We start from the raw sequence: 20,622 nt of genomic DNA, 5'->3' as shown, positions 1-20,622 counted from the left end.
TTCCCTCAGACTTGACCCCTCGACGGCATCGCTCTACATTTGTAGATAGTTCATTCTACGGAAGTAGAAAAAGTGTCCGGCAGGGCACTGCCCCGTCGTCAGGAGCTGGATCCCATGGCCCTTCGCCTCTATCGCCTCGGTCGCTGGTGCGCCATGCACGCCAAGCGGGTGCTCGTCATCTGGCTGGTCGTGCTCGTGGCCGCCGGTGCCGCCGCGCTGTCCTTCGGCCACCCGATGACCAACGAGGTCTCCGTGCCCGGCAGCGACTTCGAGGCCGTCCTCGAGGACCTGCAGACCGAGATCCCCGACGCAGCAGGTGGCTTCGGCACCATCGTGCTGCACACGGACGAGGGCGAGTTCACCCCCGAGCAGCGCCGCGTGATCGACGACGTCTACGCCGACTGGGCCAAGCAGCCCCACGTGAAGTCGGTCATCGACCCCTTCGCCAACCAACGCACCCTCGACGACTCCCGGGCCGACCTGGCCGCCGGCAAGGACGAGATCGCCACGGGGACCAAGGACCTCGAGACGGCCTGGACCAAGATCTCCACGGGCCAGGGACAGATCGACTACGGCAAGGCCTGGATCCGGTGGTTCGAGGCCAACGACCCCGACAGTCCGATGCTCGCCGACATCCGCCAGCAGGTGCAGGACGGGCAGAAGGACCTCAAGGACGCCAAGGCGAAGTACGCCACGGGCCAGCGCAAGCTCGCCACGGGCAAGACCCAGTACGCGGCCGGCACGAGCATCACGGACGCGGCGGCCGACACCCGCTTCGTCACCGATGACGGTTACGCCCTGACGCAGATCCAGTTCGACACCAACACCAACTCGGTCGACCCCGAGGTCAAGGAGTCGATCGTCGAGATCGGCCAGCAGCTGCAGGACGCCGGCATCGACGCGGAGTACAGCGTCGAGATCACCCAGGAGAACAAGCTCGTCGGCCCCGGCGAGGCGGTCGGCCTGGCCATCGCCGCGATCGTCCTCATGCTCGCCCTCGGCTCGCTCGTCGCCGCCGGGCTGCCCATCGCCGGGGCCCTGCTGGGCGTCGGGGTCGGTCTGGCCGGGGCGCTCGCCGCGACCCACTTCTTCGACATGCACGCGATGACCCCGGCGCTCGCACTCATGCTCGGTCTGGCCGTCGGCATCGACTACGCCCTCTTCATCGTCAACCGGCACCGCACCCAGATCCTCGACGGCCGCGAGCTGACCGACTCCATCGCGCACGCGGTGGGCACGGCCGGCAGCGCCGTCGTCGTGGCCGGCACGACCGTCGCCATCGCCCTGACGGCGCTCGTCGTCACCCCTGTGCCGCTGCTCGGCCAGATGGGTCTCGTCGCCGCAGCCACGGTCGCCGTCGCGGTCTGCGTCGCGCTCACCCTCACCCCAGCACTGCTCCGTCTCGTCGGGACCCGGGTCATCTCGCGGCGCACGTGGCGCAAGCACGGATACGCGCAGCCCGGCGTGGCGCCGGAGGGCGCCGCCGGGCCGGATGCCGACGATGTCTTCGGTGCCGGCTTCGTCAAGGGCGTGACCCGCCGCCCGGCGCTCGTCGTGCTGGCCGTCGTCGCCCTCTGCGGGATCCTCGCGGTGCCGGCCCTCTCCCTTCGCCTGGGTCTGCCGGACGGCTCCAGCGAGCCCGCGGACTCGACGGCCCACCAGGCTTACGCGCAGGTGGACGAGCACTTCGGTGCCGGGGCCAACGGCCCGGTCATCGCCGTCGCCACGCTCGACGAGGCGGCGCAGGACGAGGACGCCGTCCTCGTCGAGCAGAGCACGATCGTCCGACAGCTGGGCACCGTGGGCGGAGTCCACGCCGTCATCCCCTTCGGCGTGAGCGATGACCGCAGGACGCTTGCCTTCCAGGTGGTCACCGAGGCGGGGCCGGCAGACGAGGAGACGAGCGAGACGGTGCGGTTGCTGAATGCGAGCGCCGGACCGATCGGTGAGGCCACCCACTCCGAGATCGGCCTGACCGGTCAGACCGTCGCCAACATCGAGATCTCCGAGCAACTCGGCCAGGCGCTGCCGCCCTACCTCGGCATCGTCATCGGGCTCTCGCTCATCCTGCTGACCGTCGTCTTCCGCAGCATCCTCGTGCCGCTCGTCGCGACCGCCGGGTTCCTGCTGTCCGTCGGGGCCTCCTTCGGTGCCGCTGTCGCGGTCTACCAGTGGGGCTGGCTCGGCTCGCTCCTCGGGGTCGACACCCCGGGACCGATGCTCAGCTTCATGCCGATCATGCTCATCGGCGTCCTCTTCGGCCTGGCGATGGACTACCAGATGTTCCTCGTCTCGGGGATGAAGGAAGCGCACGCCCACGGCACCGACGCCCGCTCGGCCGTGCGCCACGGGTTCACCCACGGGTCCAAGGTCGTGCTCGCGGCGGCGCTGATCATGGCGGCCGTCTTCGCGGGATTCGTCTTCGCCCACCTGACGATGATCCGACCGATCGGCTTCGCCCTCGCCGTCGGCGTCCTCGTGGATGCGCTCCTCGTACGGATGACGCTGACCCCAGCCGTCATGCACCTGCTCGGAGAGGCAGCCTGGTGGATGCCGCGCTGGCTCGACCGGATCCTGCCGGACCTCGACGTCGAGGGCACGGCTCTGGAGCGGATGGAGGCGAAGGGGGAGACCTCGGCCACAGCCACGGCGGTCACCGCCTCGTAAGGTCGGCTCCCATGACGACGACCCAGAGCGCACCGCTCCTGCAGACCACGACCGAGATCGCCGCGACCCCGCAGGAGGTGTGGGCGGTGATCACCGACCCGCGCGCTCTCGGTGGCCTGTCCGACCAGGTCCTGCGCACGCACGTCGTGGGGACGGCGCCCGTCGGGCTCGGCACCAGGACGATCAACATCAACCGTCGGGGCCCGCTTGTGTGGCCCACCCGGGCCAAGGTGGTGCGCTTCGAGCCGCACCGTGACTACGCCTTCCGGATCAAGGACAACGCCAGCACCTGGTCCTTCGAGCTCGAGCCCTCAGCCACCGGAGGCACGACCGTGACCCACCGGCGTGAGGCCCCCAACGGGATGACCAAGGTCTCGATGGTCCTGCAGGACAAGGTCCTCGGTGGCGTGGCGGACTTCGACCGGGAGATGGAGGCCGGCATGGCCACAACCCTGCAGCGGCTCAAGGCGCTCCTCGAGCGCGGCTGAGCACCCGCCCGGGAGCTGGCCCCCGGGCGCCCCGGCGGGGGGCCCCACACAAACATGGGTACTTCTCCCCATCGACCCCACCGTGCCCGCTCCGTAAATTCATCGGTGTCAGCAGGCAGGGGGACGCCGACTGACACTGGCTCGGAACCTGCAGGGGGGTTCCGCAGCCCGACGCAGGGCGGGATTCCGCAGGGGGAGTCCCGCCCTTCGTCGTGCCCGCACCTCCTCGTGGATCTGTCGTATGGGGCGGGCTTGTGTGACGATTGGGTCCATGACCACACCACCAGGGGGGCCGAGCGGCCCGAACACACCTCCGCCTCCGGGCAGTCCTTACGGGCAGACGCCCCAGACGCCGGGTCAGCCCGGTCCGTACGGCCAGCCCGGCCACGGTGGCCAGGGGGGTCCGCCCCCCGGCAACTTCGGTGGTCCCACGGGTGGCCCCGGCGGTCAGCCGCCGAAGAAGGGCCCGGGCAAGGGCCTCATCGCCGGTATCGCCGGCGGTGTCGCACTGATCCTCCTCCTGTGCTGCATCGGCGGATTCTTCGTCCTCCGTGGCGATGACGAGGAGTCCTCGTCATCGTCGTCGACCTCCCAGTCGACGAGCGAGAGCTCGACGTCGGAGCCGACGAGCGAGTCCTCCACCACGGAGCCGACGAGCGAGACCACGTCCGAGCCCACCAGCGAGACCTCGAGCGAGTCCTCCTCCGCCGCCGGTGGCGGTGACTTCCCCGACGAGTTCGACGGGTGGAAGAAGGGCAAGACGAGTGACGCTGCCGGCCAGGTGACCGCGGTCTACACCAAGGGCTCCGACACCATCAGCGTCGTCTCCAGCGACGCCATCAAGCCGAGCGACTTCGAGGCCGTCTGGGACAAGGACGAAAAGGTCGGTGACTACCACTGCGGCTCGATGTCCTCGACGATGCAGTGCGCTGGCGAAAAGGGCGGGACCACCTACCTGATCACCTCCGTCACCAAGAAGACCAGCAAGGACGTCTCGGAGATCCTCGGCAAGTACCTCGACGCCGTCTGATCCACCACCACTCCTGACACGGAAGGGTCTCGTCCTCGGACGGGGCCCTTCCGTCGTCCCCGTCCGGAATTAGGGTGGGTGCATGCCTCGGTACATCACCACGACCATCCAGGACGGCATCGCCCACGTGCGCCTCGCCCGCCCGGACAAGCTCAACGCGCTCACGCTCGACATGCTCGATGACCTCGCGGCTGCGGCCCACGGGCTCGCTGCCGACCGTCGGCTGCGTGCCGTGGTCATCTCCGGCGAGGGGGAGTCCTTCTGCGCCGGCCTCGACTTCGGGTCCGCGATGAAGAAACCGTCGGACATCGTGCGCCGGTTCGTGCCACGACCCTGGCGCGGCACCAACACCTTCCAGGAGGCCGCGTGGGGCTTTCGTCGCCTGCCCGTCCCGGTCATCGCGGCCGTGTCGGGTCACTGCCTGGGCGGCGGGCTGCAGATTGCGCTCGCCGCGGACTTCCGCATCGCCCACCCCGAGTCGACCTGGTCGGTCCTCGAGGGTCGCTGGGGGATCATCCCGGACATGTCGGGGGTGCAGGCGCTCTCCGAGCTCGTCGGCATCGACGTGGCCAAGCGGCTGACGATGACCGCGGACAAGATCTCCGGCGACCGGGCCCAGCAGATCGGGCTGGTCACCGAGCTCTCTGACGACCCGGTGGCGGCCGCCTTCGAGCTCGCTGACCAGCTGGCCACCCGCTCGCCCGACGCCCTGGCCGCGACGAAGCGGCTCTTCGACAGCACCTGGCACCGCAGCGCCCGGCACACCTTCGCTCGTGAGCGGTGGGAGCAGCTGCCGCTGCTCTTCGGACCCAACGCCGCCCGCGCCCGGGCGGCCAACGCCCGCAAGCAGCAGCCCGAGTTCCTTCCCCGACAGCGCCGCCTCGTCCCGTGAGCGGCAGCCCGCGCGCGCAAGCCGGATTCCTGCCGATCGTCCCCGTGGACCTGCCCGAGGGGTGGTCCACCCGCGCCCCCGACGAGGGGGATGTCGATGAGCTCATCGCTCTGGTCTCGACGGCGAAGAAGGCCGTCGACGGCTCCGGCTCCATCGAGGAGGAGCTCGTCGCCAACGAGGCCGTCGGAGAGGCGTCGTGGACGCGCCGGCAGGTCGTCGTCATCGACCCCAAAGGCGTCATCCGGGTCTGGGCCCGCGTGCACGACCGGGCGGCCGGGCGGAGCAATGTCGAGCTGACGACCGACCCTGCTCTCGGCGCCGAGGTCGAGGAGCAGGTGGCCCCCTCGGTCCTCGCCTGGGCGGAGTCGGTCGCCCTGCGCATCTCGCGTGGGCGGGGGCTCGGTGGCACCCGGCTCGACATGTCCGTGCACGAGGACGACGAGCGCCTGCGACGGCTGTTGCAGGACAACGGCTTCACCCTCGCCCGCACGTGGCTGCAGATGCGTCGACCGGTGGAGCCCGGTGACGAGGACCTCGTCACGACCCATGCCAGGGAGGGCGTGGTGGTCCGTCAGGTGGATCGACGCGAGGACGGCACCCCCTTCGCCGCGGACCTGCAGGCGGTCTACCGGATGATCGAGGAGTCCTTCGCAGACCACTTCAACTCCTACCGCGAGTCCTTCCCCGAGTTCCTCGCCCGGCTCCGCGAGGCGCCGGGCCACCGGTGGGACCACTGGTGGATCGCCGAGATCGAGGTCGAGGGCCACTGGGTCCCCGGCGGGGCCGTGGCCGCGGCCGTACTCCCGGAGGACGCGTCAGGGGTCCGTGGCACGTACATCGACTACATCGGTGTCCACCGCCTGGCGCGTGGTCGAGGTGTCGCCAAGTCGCTGCTCCACGCCGTCATGTCCGACACGGCCGCGCGGGGGCGCAACCGGGTCGCGCTCGAGGTCGACGCCGACAGCCCGACAGGGGCCGACGGGATCTATGCGTCCATGGGGTGGACCACCCGCCACCGCACCGAGTCCTGGCACCGCGACGTGCGGGTCGAGGGGACCGACGACCCCGTGCCGCTGGCCCGCCTGGACGAGTAGCGGTCAGTCGGGGCAGCGGCGGGTCGAGATCGTGAAGCCCTGCGTGCGCAGGCGCTCGATGAGCGGGGCGGCCATCGCGACGGCCGGGGTGATGACGCCGCCCGCGCTGTCGAGGTCGTCCTCGGCCAGGCACAGTGCGGACTGACCGAGCATGATCGCGGTGCCGCTGTAGCCGGGGTCGGCGTCGGCGGCGACCTGCGTCGCGTACTTGGCTCCGCTCGTCGTCCCCGCGACGACCTCGAGCGCGAAGCATCCGTTGGCGCGGGACTCCTCGTCGGGCCCCTCGCCCGGTGCCGGCAGGAAGCGGTCGACGACCCTGCGGGTCGGGGAGAAGGACAGTCCCGCGACGAGGCCGACCAGCCCGGCGGTGGTGCCGGTGGCGCGAAGGGGGGCCGTGGCGCGCGACCCGAAGTCGGTCACCTCGTGGTAGCGGAAGGCTCGGCCGTACTGCCACCCCAAGAGCGCGTTGCTGCGGCGCACGATGCGGGTGTTGAAGGAGGCCATGACGAAGGGGCCGGTCCAGTGCCCGTCCTCGGTCCGGCGCACCGGAAGGCGTGAGCCCAGTCCCTTGGCGAAGGAGCGCACCCGACCGGTGCGCACGGACTCGGCGTCGGAGTCGGACCGGTCGGCCTTGGTCGGCTCCGCAGCCCGGTCGGGGGAGAGCCCGTAGGGGTCGGTCATCGCGCGACGGTCCTCGAGCGACTCCCGTGCAGCGATGGCCTGCTTGCGCATCGAGTCGATGGTCCCGCCGGAGAGACCGCCCTTGAGGCGACGGACGAAGAGGACCGTGTCGGTGAGCTGTCCGGCGCCCTCGTCGGCAGCCGTCCGAGCGGTCTCCCAGACCCCCAGGTCGGAGGGGATGGAGTCGAAGCCGCAGGAGTGCACGATGCGCGCTCCGGAGCGCGCGGCGACCTCGTGGAAGGCCTCTGCGCTGTCCCGCACGAAGAGGACCTCGCCGGTCAGGTCGGCGTAGTGGGTGCCGGCGAGCGCGCAGGCCTTGACGAGCTCGCCTCCGTGGATGGCGTATGGGCCGACTGTGGTCACGAGGACCCGCGTGCGTGCGGCGAGATCGGCGCAGGCGGCAGGGTCGGCGACGTCGATGACGAGCCGGGGCCAGGCCGCAGCGACCCCGCCGAGCTCGGCAGAGAGCGCCTCCAGGCGGTCGCGGGAACGCCCGGCGATCGCGATCCGCGTCCCCTCAGGGGCATGGTCGCGCAGGTGCCCTGCGGTCAGCCGTCCGACGAAGCCAGTGGCTCCGACGAGGACGATGTCGAAGTCACGGGCCTCGGTGTCACTCATGAAATGACAGTAACGCGTTGTGCCACAAGCGGATCCATCGTGGGCTGACGAGGCGCGCCGCGTGGTCCGCCTCGAGAGCGCATGGTCCGATGGACAGGGGGTATGGGCACGATGCCTGTCCACACCCCAGACGAAGGAGAAGCACCATGACGCAGCCTCCGAACGAGACCCCCGACCTGCCCGAGGAGGCCATCGGCGGCGTGCCGACCCAGGCCCCGCAGTCCGATGGTTCTGCTGGCGACGGTGGCGCCGATGGTGCTGCCGGCGATGGCGCTGCTGGTGACGGTGGCGATGGCGGTGCCGATGGTGCTGCTGGCGACGGCGCTGCTGGTGACGGTGGCGCTGATGGTGCTGCCGGCGACGGCGGTGCCGACGGCGGTGCTGCTCCCACGGAGCGGGGCCTCTGAGTGACCCACCCTGACGAGGCCGGTGCACCTGAGCGGTGCGCCGGCCTCGCCCGCGTCACCGACCTCCAGCCGCAGGAGCTCGCCGCATCCTGGGGTCACGAGCCCAGGCACGTCCCGGCGCAGGCGCTGCCGGCGCCCTTCGACGACCTGCTCGACAACCGTGCCGTCGACCGGCTGCTCTCGGTGCACGGCCTGCGCACCCCCTTCCTGCGCGTGGCCCGCGAAGGGCGCACCCTCGCCGACGGTGACTTCACCCGTGGCGGCGGTGTCGGAGCCGGGGTGAGCGACCAGCTGGACGACACGGCGCTGCTGCGACTCTTCGCCGAAGGCCACACCCTCGTCCTGCAGGGCCTGCACCGGACCCACCCCCCGGTGCTCGATTTCGCCCAGGACCTGTCGGCAGACCTCGGGCATCCCGTGCAGGTCAACGCCTATGTCACGCCCCCGCAGAGCCGCGGCTTCGCCGCCCACTACGACGTGCACGACGTCTTCGTGCTGCAGGTCGGCGGGGACAAGCACTGGCGCCTGCACCCACCCGTCCAGCCCCACCCCCTTCGTGATCAGCCCTGGCAGGACCACCGCCAGGCGGTCGACGAGGCGGCGAAGGGGGAGGCGCACCTCGACGTGACCCTGCGCCCCGGCGACGCGCTGTACATCCCTCGCGGTTGGCTGCATTCGGCGACCGCGCTCGGCGGGGTCAGCACGCACCTGACCGTCGGCGTCCACGTGTGGCACCGAGGGCACGTCGCCGAAGCCGTCCTCGACACGGCGCGCAGGGCGCTTGCCGACCTCCCGGAGCATCGGACCTCCCTGCGTCCGGGTGTGGACGTCACCGATCCCGCGGACCTCGCCCACGACCTGGCTGCAGTGCGCGCGGCCCTCCTCGACGCGATCGCCGCCGTCGACGAGTCCGCCGTCGCGGCCCAGCTGGCCGCCCGGTCGCGATCTGCCGGCCGGCCCGCACCGATCTCACCGCTCAGCACCACGCAGGCGCTGGCCGACGGAGCGGACGGACTGCCCATCGCGCCCCGCAAGCACCTGCAGGCGTCGCTGGAACCGTCCGCCGACGGGGCCGTCCTCGTCAGCAGGGCCGGGCGGCTGCCCCTCACCGCGACGGAGGTCGACGACGTCACGGCGTGGCTCGCGGTCGGCGACGCCACGGTGCTCGCCCCGGACCTGACCCGCCGACTCGTCGTCGCCGGGGTCGCAGTCCCCGCGCAGCCCCCGCCCGCGTAGGGTCGCCGGTGTGAGCGCGTCCCCGTCAGCCCAGCGGTTCCGGTGCTCGCTCGCCGCCCTCGAGCGCGGCGACGTACCGGTGGGCACGGCCGTGCCCGCGCGCTACTGGCTGCTCGTGGCCCACCCCGGCCCGTGGCCGGCCAAGCCGATCGAGGCGGACTTCCTCAGCGAGGTCGCCACGGAGCTGTCTGCGGCCATGGGCCGCTTCGGGGCTCGGCTGCAGCTGATCCGCCGGCACGGCCGCCAGGAGGGCGAGCTGGTCGAGGCTGATGTCGGCGCCGACGGCGACAGCCCGGTCTTCCTCGTCGATGTGCGCCGCGGGCTCGTCGGGCGGGCCACCTGGCGTCGTCCCGAGGACCTCGTCGCGCTCGCCGCCCGCTTCGAGGACCTGCCCGATCCGAGCCCTGAGCCGCTGCTGCTCGTGTGCACCCACGGCCGCAAGGACGTCTGCTGCGCCATCGACGGCCGGGTCGTCGCGGCCGTTCTCGACGACGCACTGCCCGGGGCGGTGTGGGAGACCACGCATCTCGGTGGGGACCGCTTTGCCGGCAATGTCGCCCTCCTGCCCGAGGGCTCCCAGTACGGGCGGCTCAACGGCGATGTCGCACCGCAGGTCATCCTCGATCACCTCGACGGGCGCGTGGACCTCAACCGCTGGCGTGGACGCTGCTCCTGGCACCCGGCCGCCCAGGTGGCGGTCCACGACGTCCTCGGCAGCGAGCCGGATGTGCGCCTCCCGGACATCGCCCCGCCCCGCGTCGAGACGACCGGGGAGGACTCCTGGGTGGTGCACGTCGATGCCGGTGAGCGGACCTCCCTTCGCCAGGTCGTGCGCACGATGAGCGCCCCGCACCAGCTCACCTGCTCGGGAGGGTCCAAGGTGCAGGCGCTGTACTCGGTCACCCCGGGCTGACCGGGGTGGGCGAGCGGTGGACATCACCGTGGACCGGAGGACAGGTCATCCCGGCGACCGACTAATCTTGGGGTCCATGACGACGACGCCGCAGAGCACCGCAGCAGACGACCACTTGGCCGAGTGGGCCGACCGACAGGCGAAGGCCGAGGCGATCATCCCTCTCGTGGGCCGTCTCTACCGTGAGTACGGCGTCGTGACGGCGATCCACGGCCGCACCCTCCTCGGCCAGTCGCCCACCGATGTGCTCAAGGCGCACCGCTTTGCGCGTCGCGTCGACATCGAGCTCAACGTCGACGACACCCTGCCCCTGCTCGAGGCGCTCACCGCCCTCCAGCCTGGTCCTGCGTCGGTCGACATCGCCCGGCTGCACCGCCGTCACCTCGAGGCCGGCGAGGGCGTCGCGCTCGAGGACTTCCTGCGCGCCGAGCTCGATGACGTCGTCGGCAAGCACGGCAGCAATGCCCTCCCGAGCACCGACGTGGTCCTCTACGGCTTCGGTCGCATCGGCCGCCTGCTCGCCCGCATTCTCGTCGAGCACGCCGGCACCGGTCAGGGCCTGCGCCTGCGCGCCATCGTCGTGCGCAAGGGCGCTGACAACGACCTGTCCAAGCGCGCGAGCCTGCTGCGCCGCGACTCCGTCCACGGCTCTTTCGCCGGCACGATCACTGTCGACGAGGAGGCCAACACCATCCTCGCCAACGGCACGCTCATCCAGGTCATCTACTCCGACAGCCCGTCGAGCGTCGACTACACCCAGTACGGCATCAGTGACGCCGTCGTCGTCGACAACACCGGCCGGTGGCGCGACGACGAGGGGCTCTCCCAGCACCTCCAGTGCCCGGGCGTCTCCCGTGTCCTGCTCACGGCCCCCGGCAAGGGCGGCCTGCCCAACATCGTCAGCGGCATCAACGACGCGATGATCGGCACCGACGACAAGATCGTCACCGCTGCCTCCTGCACGACCAACGCGATCGTCCCCGCGCTCAAGGTCATCAACGACGAGTACGGCGTCGTCGGTGGGCACATCGAGACGGTGCACTCCTTCACCAACGACCAGAACCTCATCGACAACTTCCACAAGGGCGAGCGTCGCGGCCGCTCGGCGGCGCTCAACATGGTGCTCACCGAGACCGGCGCGGCCAAGGCCGTGGCCAAGGCGCTGCCCGAGCTCGAGGGCAAGCTCACCGGCAACTCGGTGCGCGTCCCCACGCCCAATGTCTCGATGGCGATCCTCAACCTCACTCTCGAGAAGCCGGTCGAGCGCGACACGCTCAACGACTTCCTGCGCGAGGCCTCGCTCTACGGCGGCCTGCACAAGCAGCTCGACTACATCGACAGCCCCGAGGTGGTCTCCACCGACTTCGTCGGCAACCGCCACGCGGGCATCGTCGACGGCCGCGCGACGATCACCGCTGGTGACCGTCTGGTCCTCTACGTCTGGTACGACAACGAGTTCGGCTACTCCTGCCAGGTCGTGCGCGTCCTCGAGGAGATGGCCAAGGTCCACCCGCCGGTCTTCCCCAAGGCCTGAGTCCACGCAGCGAGCCCCCGGTCGGTCAACGGCCGGGGGCTCTTGGGCGCGGGTCGAGGTAAACGCGCGGGTGAATCGTCTGCGTGTATACCTCCAACCGCGCGAGGGGGGAGGGGCGCGAAGGGGGGAGGGACGGGCGAGGGGGCGCCCGTCAGCTTCCGAGCGGGCGCACCGTCAGCTCGTCTCCGCCGCAGGTGCGACCCTCCTCGGGCTCGTCGACGATGCGGGAGGCGTTCAGGACCGAGAGCGAGTCGAAGGACGGGCGACCCTCGATGATCGCGCGGTACTGGTAGCGCACGAGGCGCTGGGCGCGGCACTCGTCGTCGAAGGTCAGCACGTCGAAGGAGCTCGGCTGGCCCACCAGCTCGGCATCGACGTCGCTGACGAAGTGCGAGAGGGTCCCACCCCCGGTGAAGCTCCCCGCCTGGACCCGGTTGCCGTCGAGCAGAGGGACGTGACCGTGGCCGTTGAGCCGCATCCGCCCGGGCGCGTCCTCCAGGGCGGGTGCCTCGTGGGAGACGGTGATGTCGGGCTGGGCCCCGTCGCCGAGCGCCGCGAGCCACAGGTCTCGCGCAGCCGTCTGCTGGTCGGTGCTGCCGTCGTCGGCATCGCCGTAGTAGCGCGGATCGTTGAAGCCCGCGATCCGCAGCCCGCCGACGGTGACCTCGCGGTACTCGCCGGGACCGGGCTGGAGCAGCTCGACACCGTCCGTGCGACCGAGCGCGTCGAGCAGCGAGGTGTCGCCGGCCGAGGCGCGGTCGTGGTTGCCCGAGACGAAGATGTACGGCACCCCGAGTGAGCTGATCGAGGGGTAGAGCCGGCTCAGCCGGGCCTCCTCGACATGTCCGAAGTTGATCAGGTCACCGGAGTCGATGACGACGTCGATGCCCTGCTCCTGCACGATCGTGCGCATCAGGGCGTACTGGTTGGAGGAGTGGAGGTCGGAGACGAGCAGGACCTTCAGTGCTTCGGCATCGCGGGAGGCCTCGGGTGCGTACTCGTCCTGGACCGCGGTCGACAGCGCCAGCAGGTTGCGTAGATAGGGCGTCGCCTGGTCCGCCCTCTGCTCGACGTCGTCGAGCAGGCCACGGTTGGCGATGGCCAGCTGGAGCAGGCCGGTGGAGTTCAGCTCGACGAGTCGGTCGGGATCGTAGGTGCGCTGGGTGGACAGGCCGAGGCCGGCACAGGTGAGCGCCGCGACCGTGAGGGCGCCGACCGTCGTGCGCGCTGTGGGCAGGGACCGGCTGCGCAGCCCGATGACGAGCAGGACGAGCCCCACCCCACCCAGTGCGCCGAGGCCGAAACGCAGGGCCACCCCCTTCGCCGCCTCGCCGATCACCCGGGAGCGCTCCTGGGGGCTCACGTCGAGGGAGGCCGCGTCGAGGTTGCCGGAGGCGACGAGCTCGGTGATCTCGGGCTTGACGCGTGGCGAGACGGAGATGCCCGGCGCGAGGCCGGAGAACTGCGCGGACACGCTGCCCACGACGGTGTCGGTCCCGATCCGGGAGCGCTCCTCCCAGCTCGGCGTGAGTCGTACATCGGCGGCGTAGTAGTCCGTCTCGACGGTGACCGGCCACAGCGAGGCGGTCACGAGGCCGCCGGCGAGCACGGCCGCGGCCACGAGCAGAGCCAAGGCGACCGGGCGCAAGCGAGCGATCCGTCCCATGTGCCCACTCTAAGGAGGCGGACCTGAACCCCAATTGCTACCCGTGAGTAATGAGGTCTAGAGTCGCCCCATGGATGCAGACGCCATTGTCGTGGGCCACGGCCTTGCCGGGCTCGTCGCCGCAGCGGAGCTCGCTGATGCGGGCCGCAAGGTGCTCGTCGTCGACCAGGAGAGCGAGGCCAACCTCGGGGGCCAGGCTCACTGGTCCTTCGGTGGGCTCTTCTTCGTCGACAGCCCTGAGCAGCGACGTCTGGGCATCAAGGACTCGGCCGAGCTCGCGTACGCCGACTGGATGAACACCGCCGGCTTCGACCGCGACGAGGACAACTGGCCGCGGCAGTGGGCGCAGGCCTACCTCGACTTCGCCGGCGGCGAGAAGCGCTCGTGGTTGCACCAGCAGGGCATGCGCTGGTTCCCGATCGTCGGGTGGGCCGAGCGCGGCGACGGGTCGGCGCACGGCCACGGCAACTCGGTGCCCCGGTTCCACATCACGTGGGGCACCGGTCCCGGGGTGGCCGCCCCCTTCGTCCGGCGGGTCGAGGAGGCCAAGGAGCGCGGCCTGATCACCTATGCCCACCGCCACCGGGTGGACGAGCTCATCGTCGAAGGGGGCGCCGTCACCGGTGTCCGTGGCGCCCGGCTCGCGGAGGACCCCGCTGAGCGGGGAGTGGCGACCAACCGCGACACGGTGGGCGGCTTCGAGCTGCGCGCGCCCGTCGTCCTCGTCGCCTCGGGTGGCATCGGTGGCAACCACGACCTGGTCCGCCAGAACTGGCCGGAGCGCCTCGGGACCCCGCCCAAGCACATGATCACCGGCGTCCCCGCCCACGTCGACGGCCGGATGATCGCGATCACCGAGGCCGCTGGCGGCAACCTGATCAACCGCGACCGCATGTGGCACTACGTCGAGGGCATCAAGAACCACTCACCGATCTGGGACCAGCACGGCATCCGGATCCTGCCCGGCCCGAGCTCGATGTGGCTCGACGCCGAGGGCAACCGCCTGCCCGCGCCGCTGCTGCCCGGCTACGACACCCTCGGGACGCTCGCCCACCTGCGCGCGACCGGGCACGACCACTCGTGGTTCATCACCAATCGGTCGATCGCGGGCAAGGAGTTCGCGCTGTCCGGCTCGGAGCAGAACCAGGACCTCACCGGCAAGGAGATCGCGGGCGTCGTCCGCAAGCGGTCCCTGGCCGATGTCACGCCGTCGATGCAGGCCTTCCTCGACAAGGGGGCCGACTTCGTCCAGGCCGACACGGTCGAGCAGCTCGTGGCGAAGATGAACGGCCTCGTCGAGGACGGCGAGCCGCAGCTCGACGCCGCGCACGTCAAGAAGCAGGTCGACGAGCGCGACATGCAGCTGGACAACGGCTACTCCAAGGACGCGCAGATCGCCGCGATGCGGGTGGCGCGCTCCTACATCGGCGACAAGATCTCCAAGCGGGCCTACCCGCCGCACAAGCTGACCGACCCCAAGAAGGGGCCGCTCGTCGGCGTCAAGCTGCACATCCTCTCCCGCAAGACCCTTGGTGGCTTCGAGACCGACCTGTCGGCACGGGTCCTCGGGCACGACGGCGAGCCGATCCGTGGGCTCTACGCCGCAGGCGAGGCGGCTGGCTTCGGCGGCGGCGGTCTGCACGGCTATCGGGCGCTCGAGGGGACCTTCCTCGGCGGCTGCATCTTCAGCGGCCGGACCGCCGGTCGCGCGATGGGCGCCGAGATCGGGGACTGACCCCCGACCCCGGCGACTCGCTCACTCCGTCCGGCGGGTGAGGTCCGGGGTCCGTCGGATCCCGAGCCCGGCGAGCAGGGCCGCGAGGGCCGGCACGGCCAGCAGGACGATGGCCAGCGGTAGCCATGGGATATCGACGACCGCGTCCCTGGCCGCGTAGATCCCCGTCACCGGGTTGTAGCCGTCCGAGGTGAGGGCCCGCGCGATCGTGATGCCGGGGAAGGTCCCGACGACCAGACCCAGGACGATCCCGATCGTGGCGAGCAACCAGGTCTGGGAGGCCACCATGAGTCGTCGGGTCCTTCGGCTGCCACCGACGGCAGCGATCGTCGCCTGGTCGCGCTCCTGCTCGGCCATGCTCAGCGCCGTTGCAGTGAGGGTGACGACGAGCAGCACGAGGGTGAAGATCCCGATGAGCACGGCGATGACGATGGCGAGTGGGTTCTGCCAGCCACGCTCGATACTCACGTAGCTCTCGTCGCCCAGCAGCTGCTGCACGCGCTCCTCCGTCGTGCTGTCGATCGCACCATCGGGATCGCGCACCAGGTGACCGCTGATCGTCAGCGGCCAGCCGGCCTGCTCTGCTGCTTCGGTCGGGAGGACGAAGCCTGCCTGCCAGGACCGCGCGAGGGTGTCCTTGGAGCGGGTGCGCTCGACGACCGGGACCCGACTGGTCGTGGCCTTTCCCGTGAGCTGGTACTCCCCGGTGTCGTTGTCGACCGTCATCGTGCCGCGTGCCAGCTCGACCTGGCCGTCCGACGCGATGTCGCCGGGGTCGGTGGCCACGAGCACGCCGCCTCCGCCCGAGACCGTGCGGGCCTCGTCTCCCGTGAGCTCGAAGCGCCTGATGATCTCCGCACCGGGCATGAAGGCGAGCGGCGACATGACCGGTGCCGACCCCGAGCCGCTGCTGCCGTCGGGGCAGCGGGCGCCGGGCCCCTCGCCGGGCGCCATCTCGACATCGCCCTGGGGCTCCTGGCCCGCGCCGGGGTCGACGACCTCGGTCACCGTGCAGTCATGAGGGAGCGTGATGAGGAAGGGCTCCTCGACCGTGTCCCCGCTCTGCGCAGGTTCGTCCTCGAGGGGCAGCCCGTAGGCGTGCACCGGCGTCAGGGCGAGCCCGGGCAGCTCACGTGCGACAGCTGTCATCGGGTCGCGGTCGGAGGGGCCGTCTGCGTAGATGTAACCCTCGCCGAGGATCGTCTGGGGGACGTAGTCCTGCCGCTCCTGGGTGTCGTCGCTGCTGGCCCCGATGAGACCCATCGTCAGCGCGGCCGAGCCGGCGAGCACCGCGGCGACGGTGGGTGCGCTGCGGGTGCGGTGCCGCGCCAGGTCGCGCACGGCGAGGCGAAGGGGGAGGGGCAGCGGTCCGACCATGCGGCCGAGCGTGTGCAGGATCCGGGGCACGAGGAGCAGCGCGCCGAGCACGAGGACGATCGCGGCGAGCGCGATGATCGTCGGCCCACGGTCGAGCCCGATGATGACCCCTGCGCCCCCGACCACGGTGGCGACCAGTCCCAGGACGAAGAGCCAGCGCGACGGTGGCGGGGTGACGACCCGTCCACGCATGGCGCCGACGATGTCGAGGCGGGTGAGCCGCTGCGCGGGGATCAGCGCGGCGAGGATGGCGGCGAGCAGCGCGATGGCGCAGATCGCACCGAGCTGCCACCACGGCACCTCGAAGGGCCCCAGGGGCGAGCCGCGATCGGTGATGGCGCGGACGACGACCCATCCGACCGGTACGGCCACGGCGGCCCCGACCAGTGCACTCAGGCCACCGAGGACGATCGCCTGGGCAAGGACGGTCCGGCGCAGCTGCCCGGCAGTGGCGCCGTTGCTCGCAGCGAGCGCGAGCGTCCGACGCTGGCGCGTCGCGCCGACGGCGAAGGCCGGCCCGACGAGCAGCGTGATGGTGATGAGCAGGAGGGTGGCCCCCAGGACGACGAGCTGGGCGGTGTCACTGCCGCCGCCCATGTCGCGCAGGTCGGGCTCGATCTGGTCCTGCGTGGGCGGGTGGGCCACGACGTGGGCGCTGTGGACCGCGAGGCCGTACTCGTTGAGCCGGGTGACGTCGTCCCAGGTGATCGGCTGGGTGCGCGTGACGAACCACCCGCTGGTGGTCGACTGCTCGTCCATGAAGGTCGGGGTCGTGGTGACGAGCTCGTGGCTGCCGCCCCATGTCTGGGCGGACAGCGCCGTCCCCACGACCTGGACCGTGCGCTCCTCGCCGTCGACCACGAGCTGCAGGGGACCGCTGTCGGGGACCCCCCGACCGACGGCCCGGGGTGAGACGAGCACCTCGTCGGCCCGGGTGGGCCAGCGTCCCGACCGCAGCGTGATCTTGCCCGTGAGGTGGGCGGGGTCGGCGTAGGCGAAGGTGGCGAGCCCGAGGTCGCGGTCACCGATGCGGGCACGCGACTGGCCCTCGCTCCACGCCAGCGCCTGGCCGCCGGTGAGGTCGCCGATCGCCGAGGCATTCATCTCGGCCGTGCCACCCGGACGGGCACCCGGGATGGCGCGGGCCGGCGCGTCCTTGTCGGCGTACCCCCGGTTCGGGTCCACTGCCTGGGCGATCCGTCGGCCCTCGGTCATCGAGATCGAAGCCTGCGCAGGGCCCATGGCCAGCGGGACCGACTCCTCCGTCGAGACCTGACTCGTCGCGCCGAGCACGAGCCCGAGGCAGATGAGCATCGTGGGCACGCCCACCATGAGGAGCACGGCGAGCGAACGCCCGCGGTGGCGGCGCACGTCGCGTCGGGCCAACCGTAGGGCCACCCGCCAGGAGGCCGTCCACGACGAGCTCCGCGAGGACGAAGGGGGGAGCGCCGGCGGTGTCCCCCCTGCGGACACCGCCGGCGTGGTCTGGGTGGTGGTCATCGGGCGGGCTCGCTCTCGAGCAGGTCCTCGACGTCCGAGGGATCGCCCGTGGTGTCGACGACGACGCCGTCACGGAGGAAGACGACCCTGTCGGCCCACGCTGCGTGCCGGGCCTCGTGGGTGACGAGCAGGCCACCGGTCCCGGCGTCGCAGCGCTCGCGCAGCACCCGCAGCACCTCTTCCCCGGTGTGGGTGTCGAGCGCGCCGGTGGGCTCGTCGGCGAGCACGAGCCGGCGGCCGCCGACGAGCGCGCGGGCGAAGGCGACGCGCTGCTGCTGCCCGCCGGACATCTGGTCGGGGTAGCGGTCGACGAGCTCGGCCAGACCCATGCGCTCGAGGGACTCGATCGCTGACCCACGTGCGGCGCGCACCCGCTGGCCGTCGAGCTCGAGCGGCAGTGCGACATTTTCGGCGGCGGTGAGCGCCGGGATGAGGTTGTAGTCCTGGAAGACGAAACCGACGTGGCGACGCCGCAGGGCCGCGAGCCCACGTGGCGTGAGGGAGTTGATCTCCTGGCCCTCGATGACGACGCGTCCCGAGGTGGCGCGGTCGAGGCCGCCCGCGAGGTTGAGCAGCGTCGACTTGCCGGAGCCGCTCGGGCCCATGACGGCGACGAGCTCGCCGGGGTGCACGCTCAGGCTGACCCCGTCGAGGGCGGCGACGGATGTCTGGCCCTCGCCGTGGATCCGGCTGACGTCGTCGAGGAGGAGGCAAGGGGTGCTCATCGCGACACCTGCGTCCCGGCCCGGCGGTCGGCCACCCGATCGGGCACCTCCGCCACAGCAGCCCGGCGGGGGAGTGCGGAGTAGCGCGCGAGCGTGGACTCCACGTGGTCGAGCCACCGGACCTCGGCCTCTGCCGAGAAGATGAGGTTGTCCAGGACGAGCAGCCACGCGAGGTCGGTGGCGCTCTCGGTCGCGGCCGATCGCTTCAGCGTCGTCAGGTCCCGCAGGTGGCGCAGCGTGGCGGTCCGCTGGGCCTGGACGACGCGGGTGACGTCGACGCCGACGGCAGTGACGGACAGGGCCAGCTTGATGACCAGCTCGTCGCGTGGGGTGTTGCTGCGGTCCACCGGGGTGAGCCACCAGCCGTCGACCTCCGCCCGACCGGCGTCGGTGAGCGAGTAGCTGATGCGACCCTCACCGTCCGGTCCGTCGGACTGGCTGACGAGGCCGTCCCGCTCGAGCCGGGTCAGGGTCGTGTAGACCTGCCCGATGTTGAGCGGCCAGGTGCCACCCGTGCGTGCCTCGAACTCCGCGCGCAGCTGCGCGCCGTACATGTCTTGCTCCGCCAGCAGCGCAAGAATCCCCAGTCGAACGGACATGTCCCCTCCTGAATACTCGGTATGCGCAGAAGGTATACCGAGTATTCACCCCGCGCAACCCTGCATCAGGCGTACCGTGTGCCCGGTTGCGAAGGGGGAAACCACATGTGGGCAGCGTTGCGCCACCGCCGAGGGCAGGTCATCGCGCTGGCCCTCGTCTCGGCACTGGTCGCCACGTGCGCGGTCTTCGCCCCCGTCTTCGCCCGCAGCATCGACCAGGGTCTGCTGCGCGTGCACGTCACCGAGGCCGACCCCGCGACCTCCGCCACGACCCTGGCCCGAGCGCGGTCCTCGTCTGAGCGTGACCTCGTGCCGGGGTCCCTCGTGGCCCTCGTCCCCGCGGACCTCGCGGCCATCTCCCGCACCCCGATCACCGGCATGCGTTATGCCGCGGACGTCGTGCCGCAGCAGGGCAAGCGACCCTCGCCCGTCGTGCTGCGCACGCGCTCGCAGTTGTGCGAGCACATCGAGGTCGACGGGCGCTGCCCGACGCAGGCGGACGAGGTCGTCGTCTCCGCGGCGGACGCCACGGCGTGGGGGTGGCGCGAGGGCACCACGCTGGACATCCCGCAGGAGAAGTACTCGCGCTTCGACCCCGACCTTCCGCCGGTCCAGCTCACCGTGGTGGGTACCTACACCGTCCCCGACGAGGACCCGGCCTACTGGTTGAGCGACCGGCCCGACGGCAAATCGGGCGTGCCGCACCTCGATCTGGACAACCTGCCCGGCATCGACGACCTCTTCACCGCCGAGGACACCTTCGAGGACGCGATCCCGACCGCGGGGACCACGGTCGACCTACCGCTGGACCCCGGCACGGCGACGCTGGACTCCCTTCCCCTGGCCGCGGACTCGGTCGACCGGCTGGCGCAGGAGCACCCGGAGGTGACGATCGACGACTCCGCCGGCGAGCTCGTGGGCGGCATCGCCACCGGTCGCAGCCAGACCGCGGTCATCGTCCCCTTCGTCATGGTGCAGCTCGCCCTGCTGTCGGTCCTCGTCCTCTTCCTCGTCGCCCAGGCTGCCGTCGACCAACGCCGGCACGATGTCGCGCTGGCCCGGCTGCGTGGGCGTTCCCGCTCCGGCGCGCGGCGGCTGCTCCTCGCGGAGCTGGTCATCCCGGTCCTGCTCGGGCTCCCCATCGGCTGCGCGGCCGCACTCGGTCTCGCAGTCCTCGTGCGACGGGCGATGCTGCCGGACGGCATCCCCTTCGAGGTTCCGCTGGCGGTGCTGCCTTGGCTCGTCGGGGCGCTCGTCGTCTCCGTGCTCACCGTGCACCTCGCTGCCCGCCCGGTGCTGCGTGAGCCGGTCAACGACCTCCTGCGCTCGGTGCGGCCGAGCGCCGCGGCCGGCGCACCCGTCGCCGAGGTCGTGGTCGTCGTCCTCGCCGTGCTCGGAGTGGCCGGCCTGGCGACCGGCGCGCTCAGCGGCCCTGCTGCGCTGGCCACACCGACCCTCCT

16 protein-coding genes are annotated in these 20,622 nt (G+C 71.3%); 11 read left to right on the top strand and 5 right to left on the bottom strand.

The features are described 5' to 3' along the window. The first annotated feature begins 114 nt into the window (after positions 1-114). From JLI01S_RS05735 to JLI01S_RS05715, 5 genes are all read left to right on the top strand, one after another. Positions 115-2,667 (top strand): MMPL family transporter, encoded by a 2,553-nt coding sequence (locus tag JLI01S_RS05735; RefSeq protein WP_068261381.1) that lies wholly within the window; start codon positions 115-117, stop codon positions 2,665-2,667. Positions 2,668-2,678: 11 nt separating this feature from the next. After that, positions 2,679-3,155 (top strand): SRPBCC family protein, encoded by a 477-nt coding sequence (locus JLI01S_RS05730; RefSeq protein ID WP_068261377.1) that lies wholly within the window; start codon positions 2,679-2,681, stop codon positions 3,153-3,155. 271 nt (positions 3,156-3,426) lie between these two features. Then, positions 3,427-4,185, top strand: a complete 759-nt coding sequence (locus JLI01S_RS05725; protein WP_068261374.1) for a hypothetical protein — start codon at positions 3,427-3,429, stop codon at positions 4,183-4,185. An 82-nt stretch (positions 4,186-4,267) separates the two neighbouring features. After that, positions 4,268-5,077: a crotonase/enoyl-CoA hydratase family protein gene (locus JLI01S_RS05720; RefSeq protein WP_068261371.1), complete on the top strand. Its 810-nt coding sequence runs from the start codon at positions 4,268-4,270 to the stop codon at positions 5,075-5,077. Further along, entirely contained in the window at positions 5,074-6,171 is a 1,098-nt protein-coding gene (locus tag JLI01S_RS05715) for a GNAT family N-acetyltransferase (protein WP_084349224.1), read from the top strand. Before JLI01S_RS05720 ends, JLI01S_RS05715 begins: the two co-directional genes overlap by 4 nt. A gap of 3 nt (positions 6,172-6,174) precedes the next feature. Here JLI01S_RS05715 and JLI01S_RS05710 read toward each other — a convergent pair whose 3' ends face one another. Beyond that, positions 6,175-7,470 carry a saccharopine dehydrogenase family protein gene (locus JLI01S_RS05710; RefSeq protein WP_068261369.1) on the bottom strand — a complete coding sequence of 432 codons (1,296 nt, stop codon included), beginning with the start codon at positions 7,468-7,470 and terminating at the stop codon, positions 6,175-6,177. 146 nt (positions 7,471-7,616) lie between these two features. Here JLI01S_RS05710 and JLI01S_RS05705 point away from each other — a divergent pair, with 146 nt between their 5' ends. The 4 genes from JLI01S_RS05705 (at position 7,617) to JLI01S_RS05690 (ending at position 11,560) form a co-directional block, all read left to right on the top strand. After that, the gene (locus tag JLI01S_RS05705) at positions 7,617-7,877 is read left to right on the top strand and encodes a hypothetical protein (protein ID WP_176573036.1); all 261 of its coding nucleotides are present in this window, start codon (positions 7,617-7,619) and stop codon (positions 7,875-7,877) included. Then, complete coding sequence (locus tag JLI01S_RS05700) at positions 7,878-9,113, top strand: cupin domain-containing protein (RefSeq protein WP_068261363.1); 1,236 nt, start codon at positions 7,878-7,880, stop codon at positions 9,111-9,113. It abuts the gene before it with no gap. Positions 9,114-9,123: 10 nt separating this feature from the next. Further along, positions 9,124-10,026 carry a ferredoxin family protein gene (locus JLI01S_RS05695; RefSeq protein ID WP_068261360.1) on the top strand — a complete coding sequence of 301 codons (903 nt, stop codon included), beginning with the start codon at positions 9,124-9,126 and terminating at the stop codon, positions 10,024-10,026. A gap of 76 nt (positions 10,027-10,102) precedes the next feature. Beyond that, on the top strand, positions 10,103-11,560 hold the full coding sequence (locus tag JLI01S_RS05690) for a glyceraldehyde-3-phosphate dehydrogenase (protein ID WP_068261357.1): 1,458 nt from the start codon (positions 10,103-10,105) through the stop codon (positions 11,558-11,560). Between the two features lie 151 nt (positions 11,561-11,711). Here the strand turns inward: JLI01S_RS05690 and JLI01S_RS05685 are convergent, their stop codons facing one another. Beyond that, positions 11,712-13,226: a metallophosphoesterase family protein gene (locus JLI01S_RS05685; RefSeq protein WP_068261354.1), complete on the bottom strand. Its 1,515-nt coding sequence runs from the start codon at positions 13,224-13,226 to the stop codon at positions 11,712-11,714. A gap of 70 nt (positions 13,227-13,296) precedes the next feature. Here JLI01S_RS05685 and JLI01S_RS05680 point away from each other — a divergent pair, with 70 nt between their 5' ends. Next, on the top strand, positions 13,297-14,961 hold the full coding sequence (locus JLI01S_RS05680) for an FAD-binding dehydrogenase (protein ID WP_068261352.1): 1,665 nt from the start codon (positions 13,297-13,299) through the stop codon (positions 14,959-14,961). 21 nt (positions 14,962-14,982) lie between these two features. On the opposite strand, the gene JLI01S_RS05675 is transcribed toward JLI01S_RS05680, so the two are convergent. Genes JLI01S_RS05675 through JLI01S_RS05665 form a run of 3 tightly spaced genes read right to left on the bottom strand, consistent with a single transcriptional unit; the run spans position 14,983 to position 19,162 of the window. Further along, a complete protein-coding gene (locus JLI01S_RS05675; RefSeq protein ID WP_084349223.1) occupies positions 14,983-17,838 on the bottom strand; it encodes an ABC transporter permease in 2,856 nt (951 codons plus the stop codon). Next, positions 17,835-18,563 (bottom strand): ABC transporter ATP-binding protein, encoded by a 729-nt coding sequence (locus tag JLI01S_RS05670; protein ID WP_068261345.1) that lies wholly within the window; start codon positions 18,561-18,563, stop codon positions 17,835-17,837. Before JLI01S_RS05670 ends, JLI01S_RS05675 begins: the two co-directional genes overlap by 4 nt. Next, complete coding sequence (locus JLI01S_RS05665) at positions 18,560-19,162, bottom strand: PadR family transcriptional regulator (RefSeq protein ID WP_068261342.1); 603 nt, start codon at positions 19,160-19,162, stop codon at positions 18,560-18,562. The genes JLI01S_RS05670 and JLI01S_RS05665 overlap by 4 nt, the downstream gene beginning before the upstream one ends. A gap of 105 nt (positions 19,163-19,267) precedes the next feature. Between JLI01S_RS05665 and JLI01S_RS05660 the strand changes: the two genes are divergently transcribed. After that, positions 19,268-20,622: FtsX-like permease family protein (locus JLI01S_RS05660; RefSeq protein WP_157074840.1), on the top strand; the 1,355-nt coding region annotated here is incomplete at its 3' end.

Source organism: Janibacter limosus NBRC 16128 (genome assembly GCF_001570985.1).
Taxonomy (GTDB): domain Bacteria; phylum Actinomycetota; class Actinomycetes; order Actinomycetales; family Dermatophilaceae; genus Janibacter; species Janibacter limosus.
Note: the sequence above shows the minus strand (reverse complement) of the source record. Positions and strands in the feature narration are given on the sequence as shown.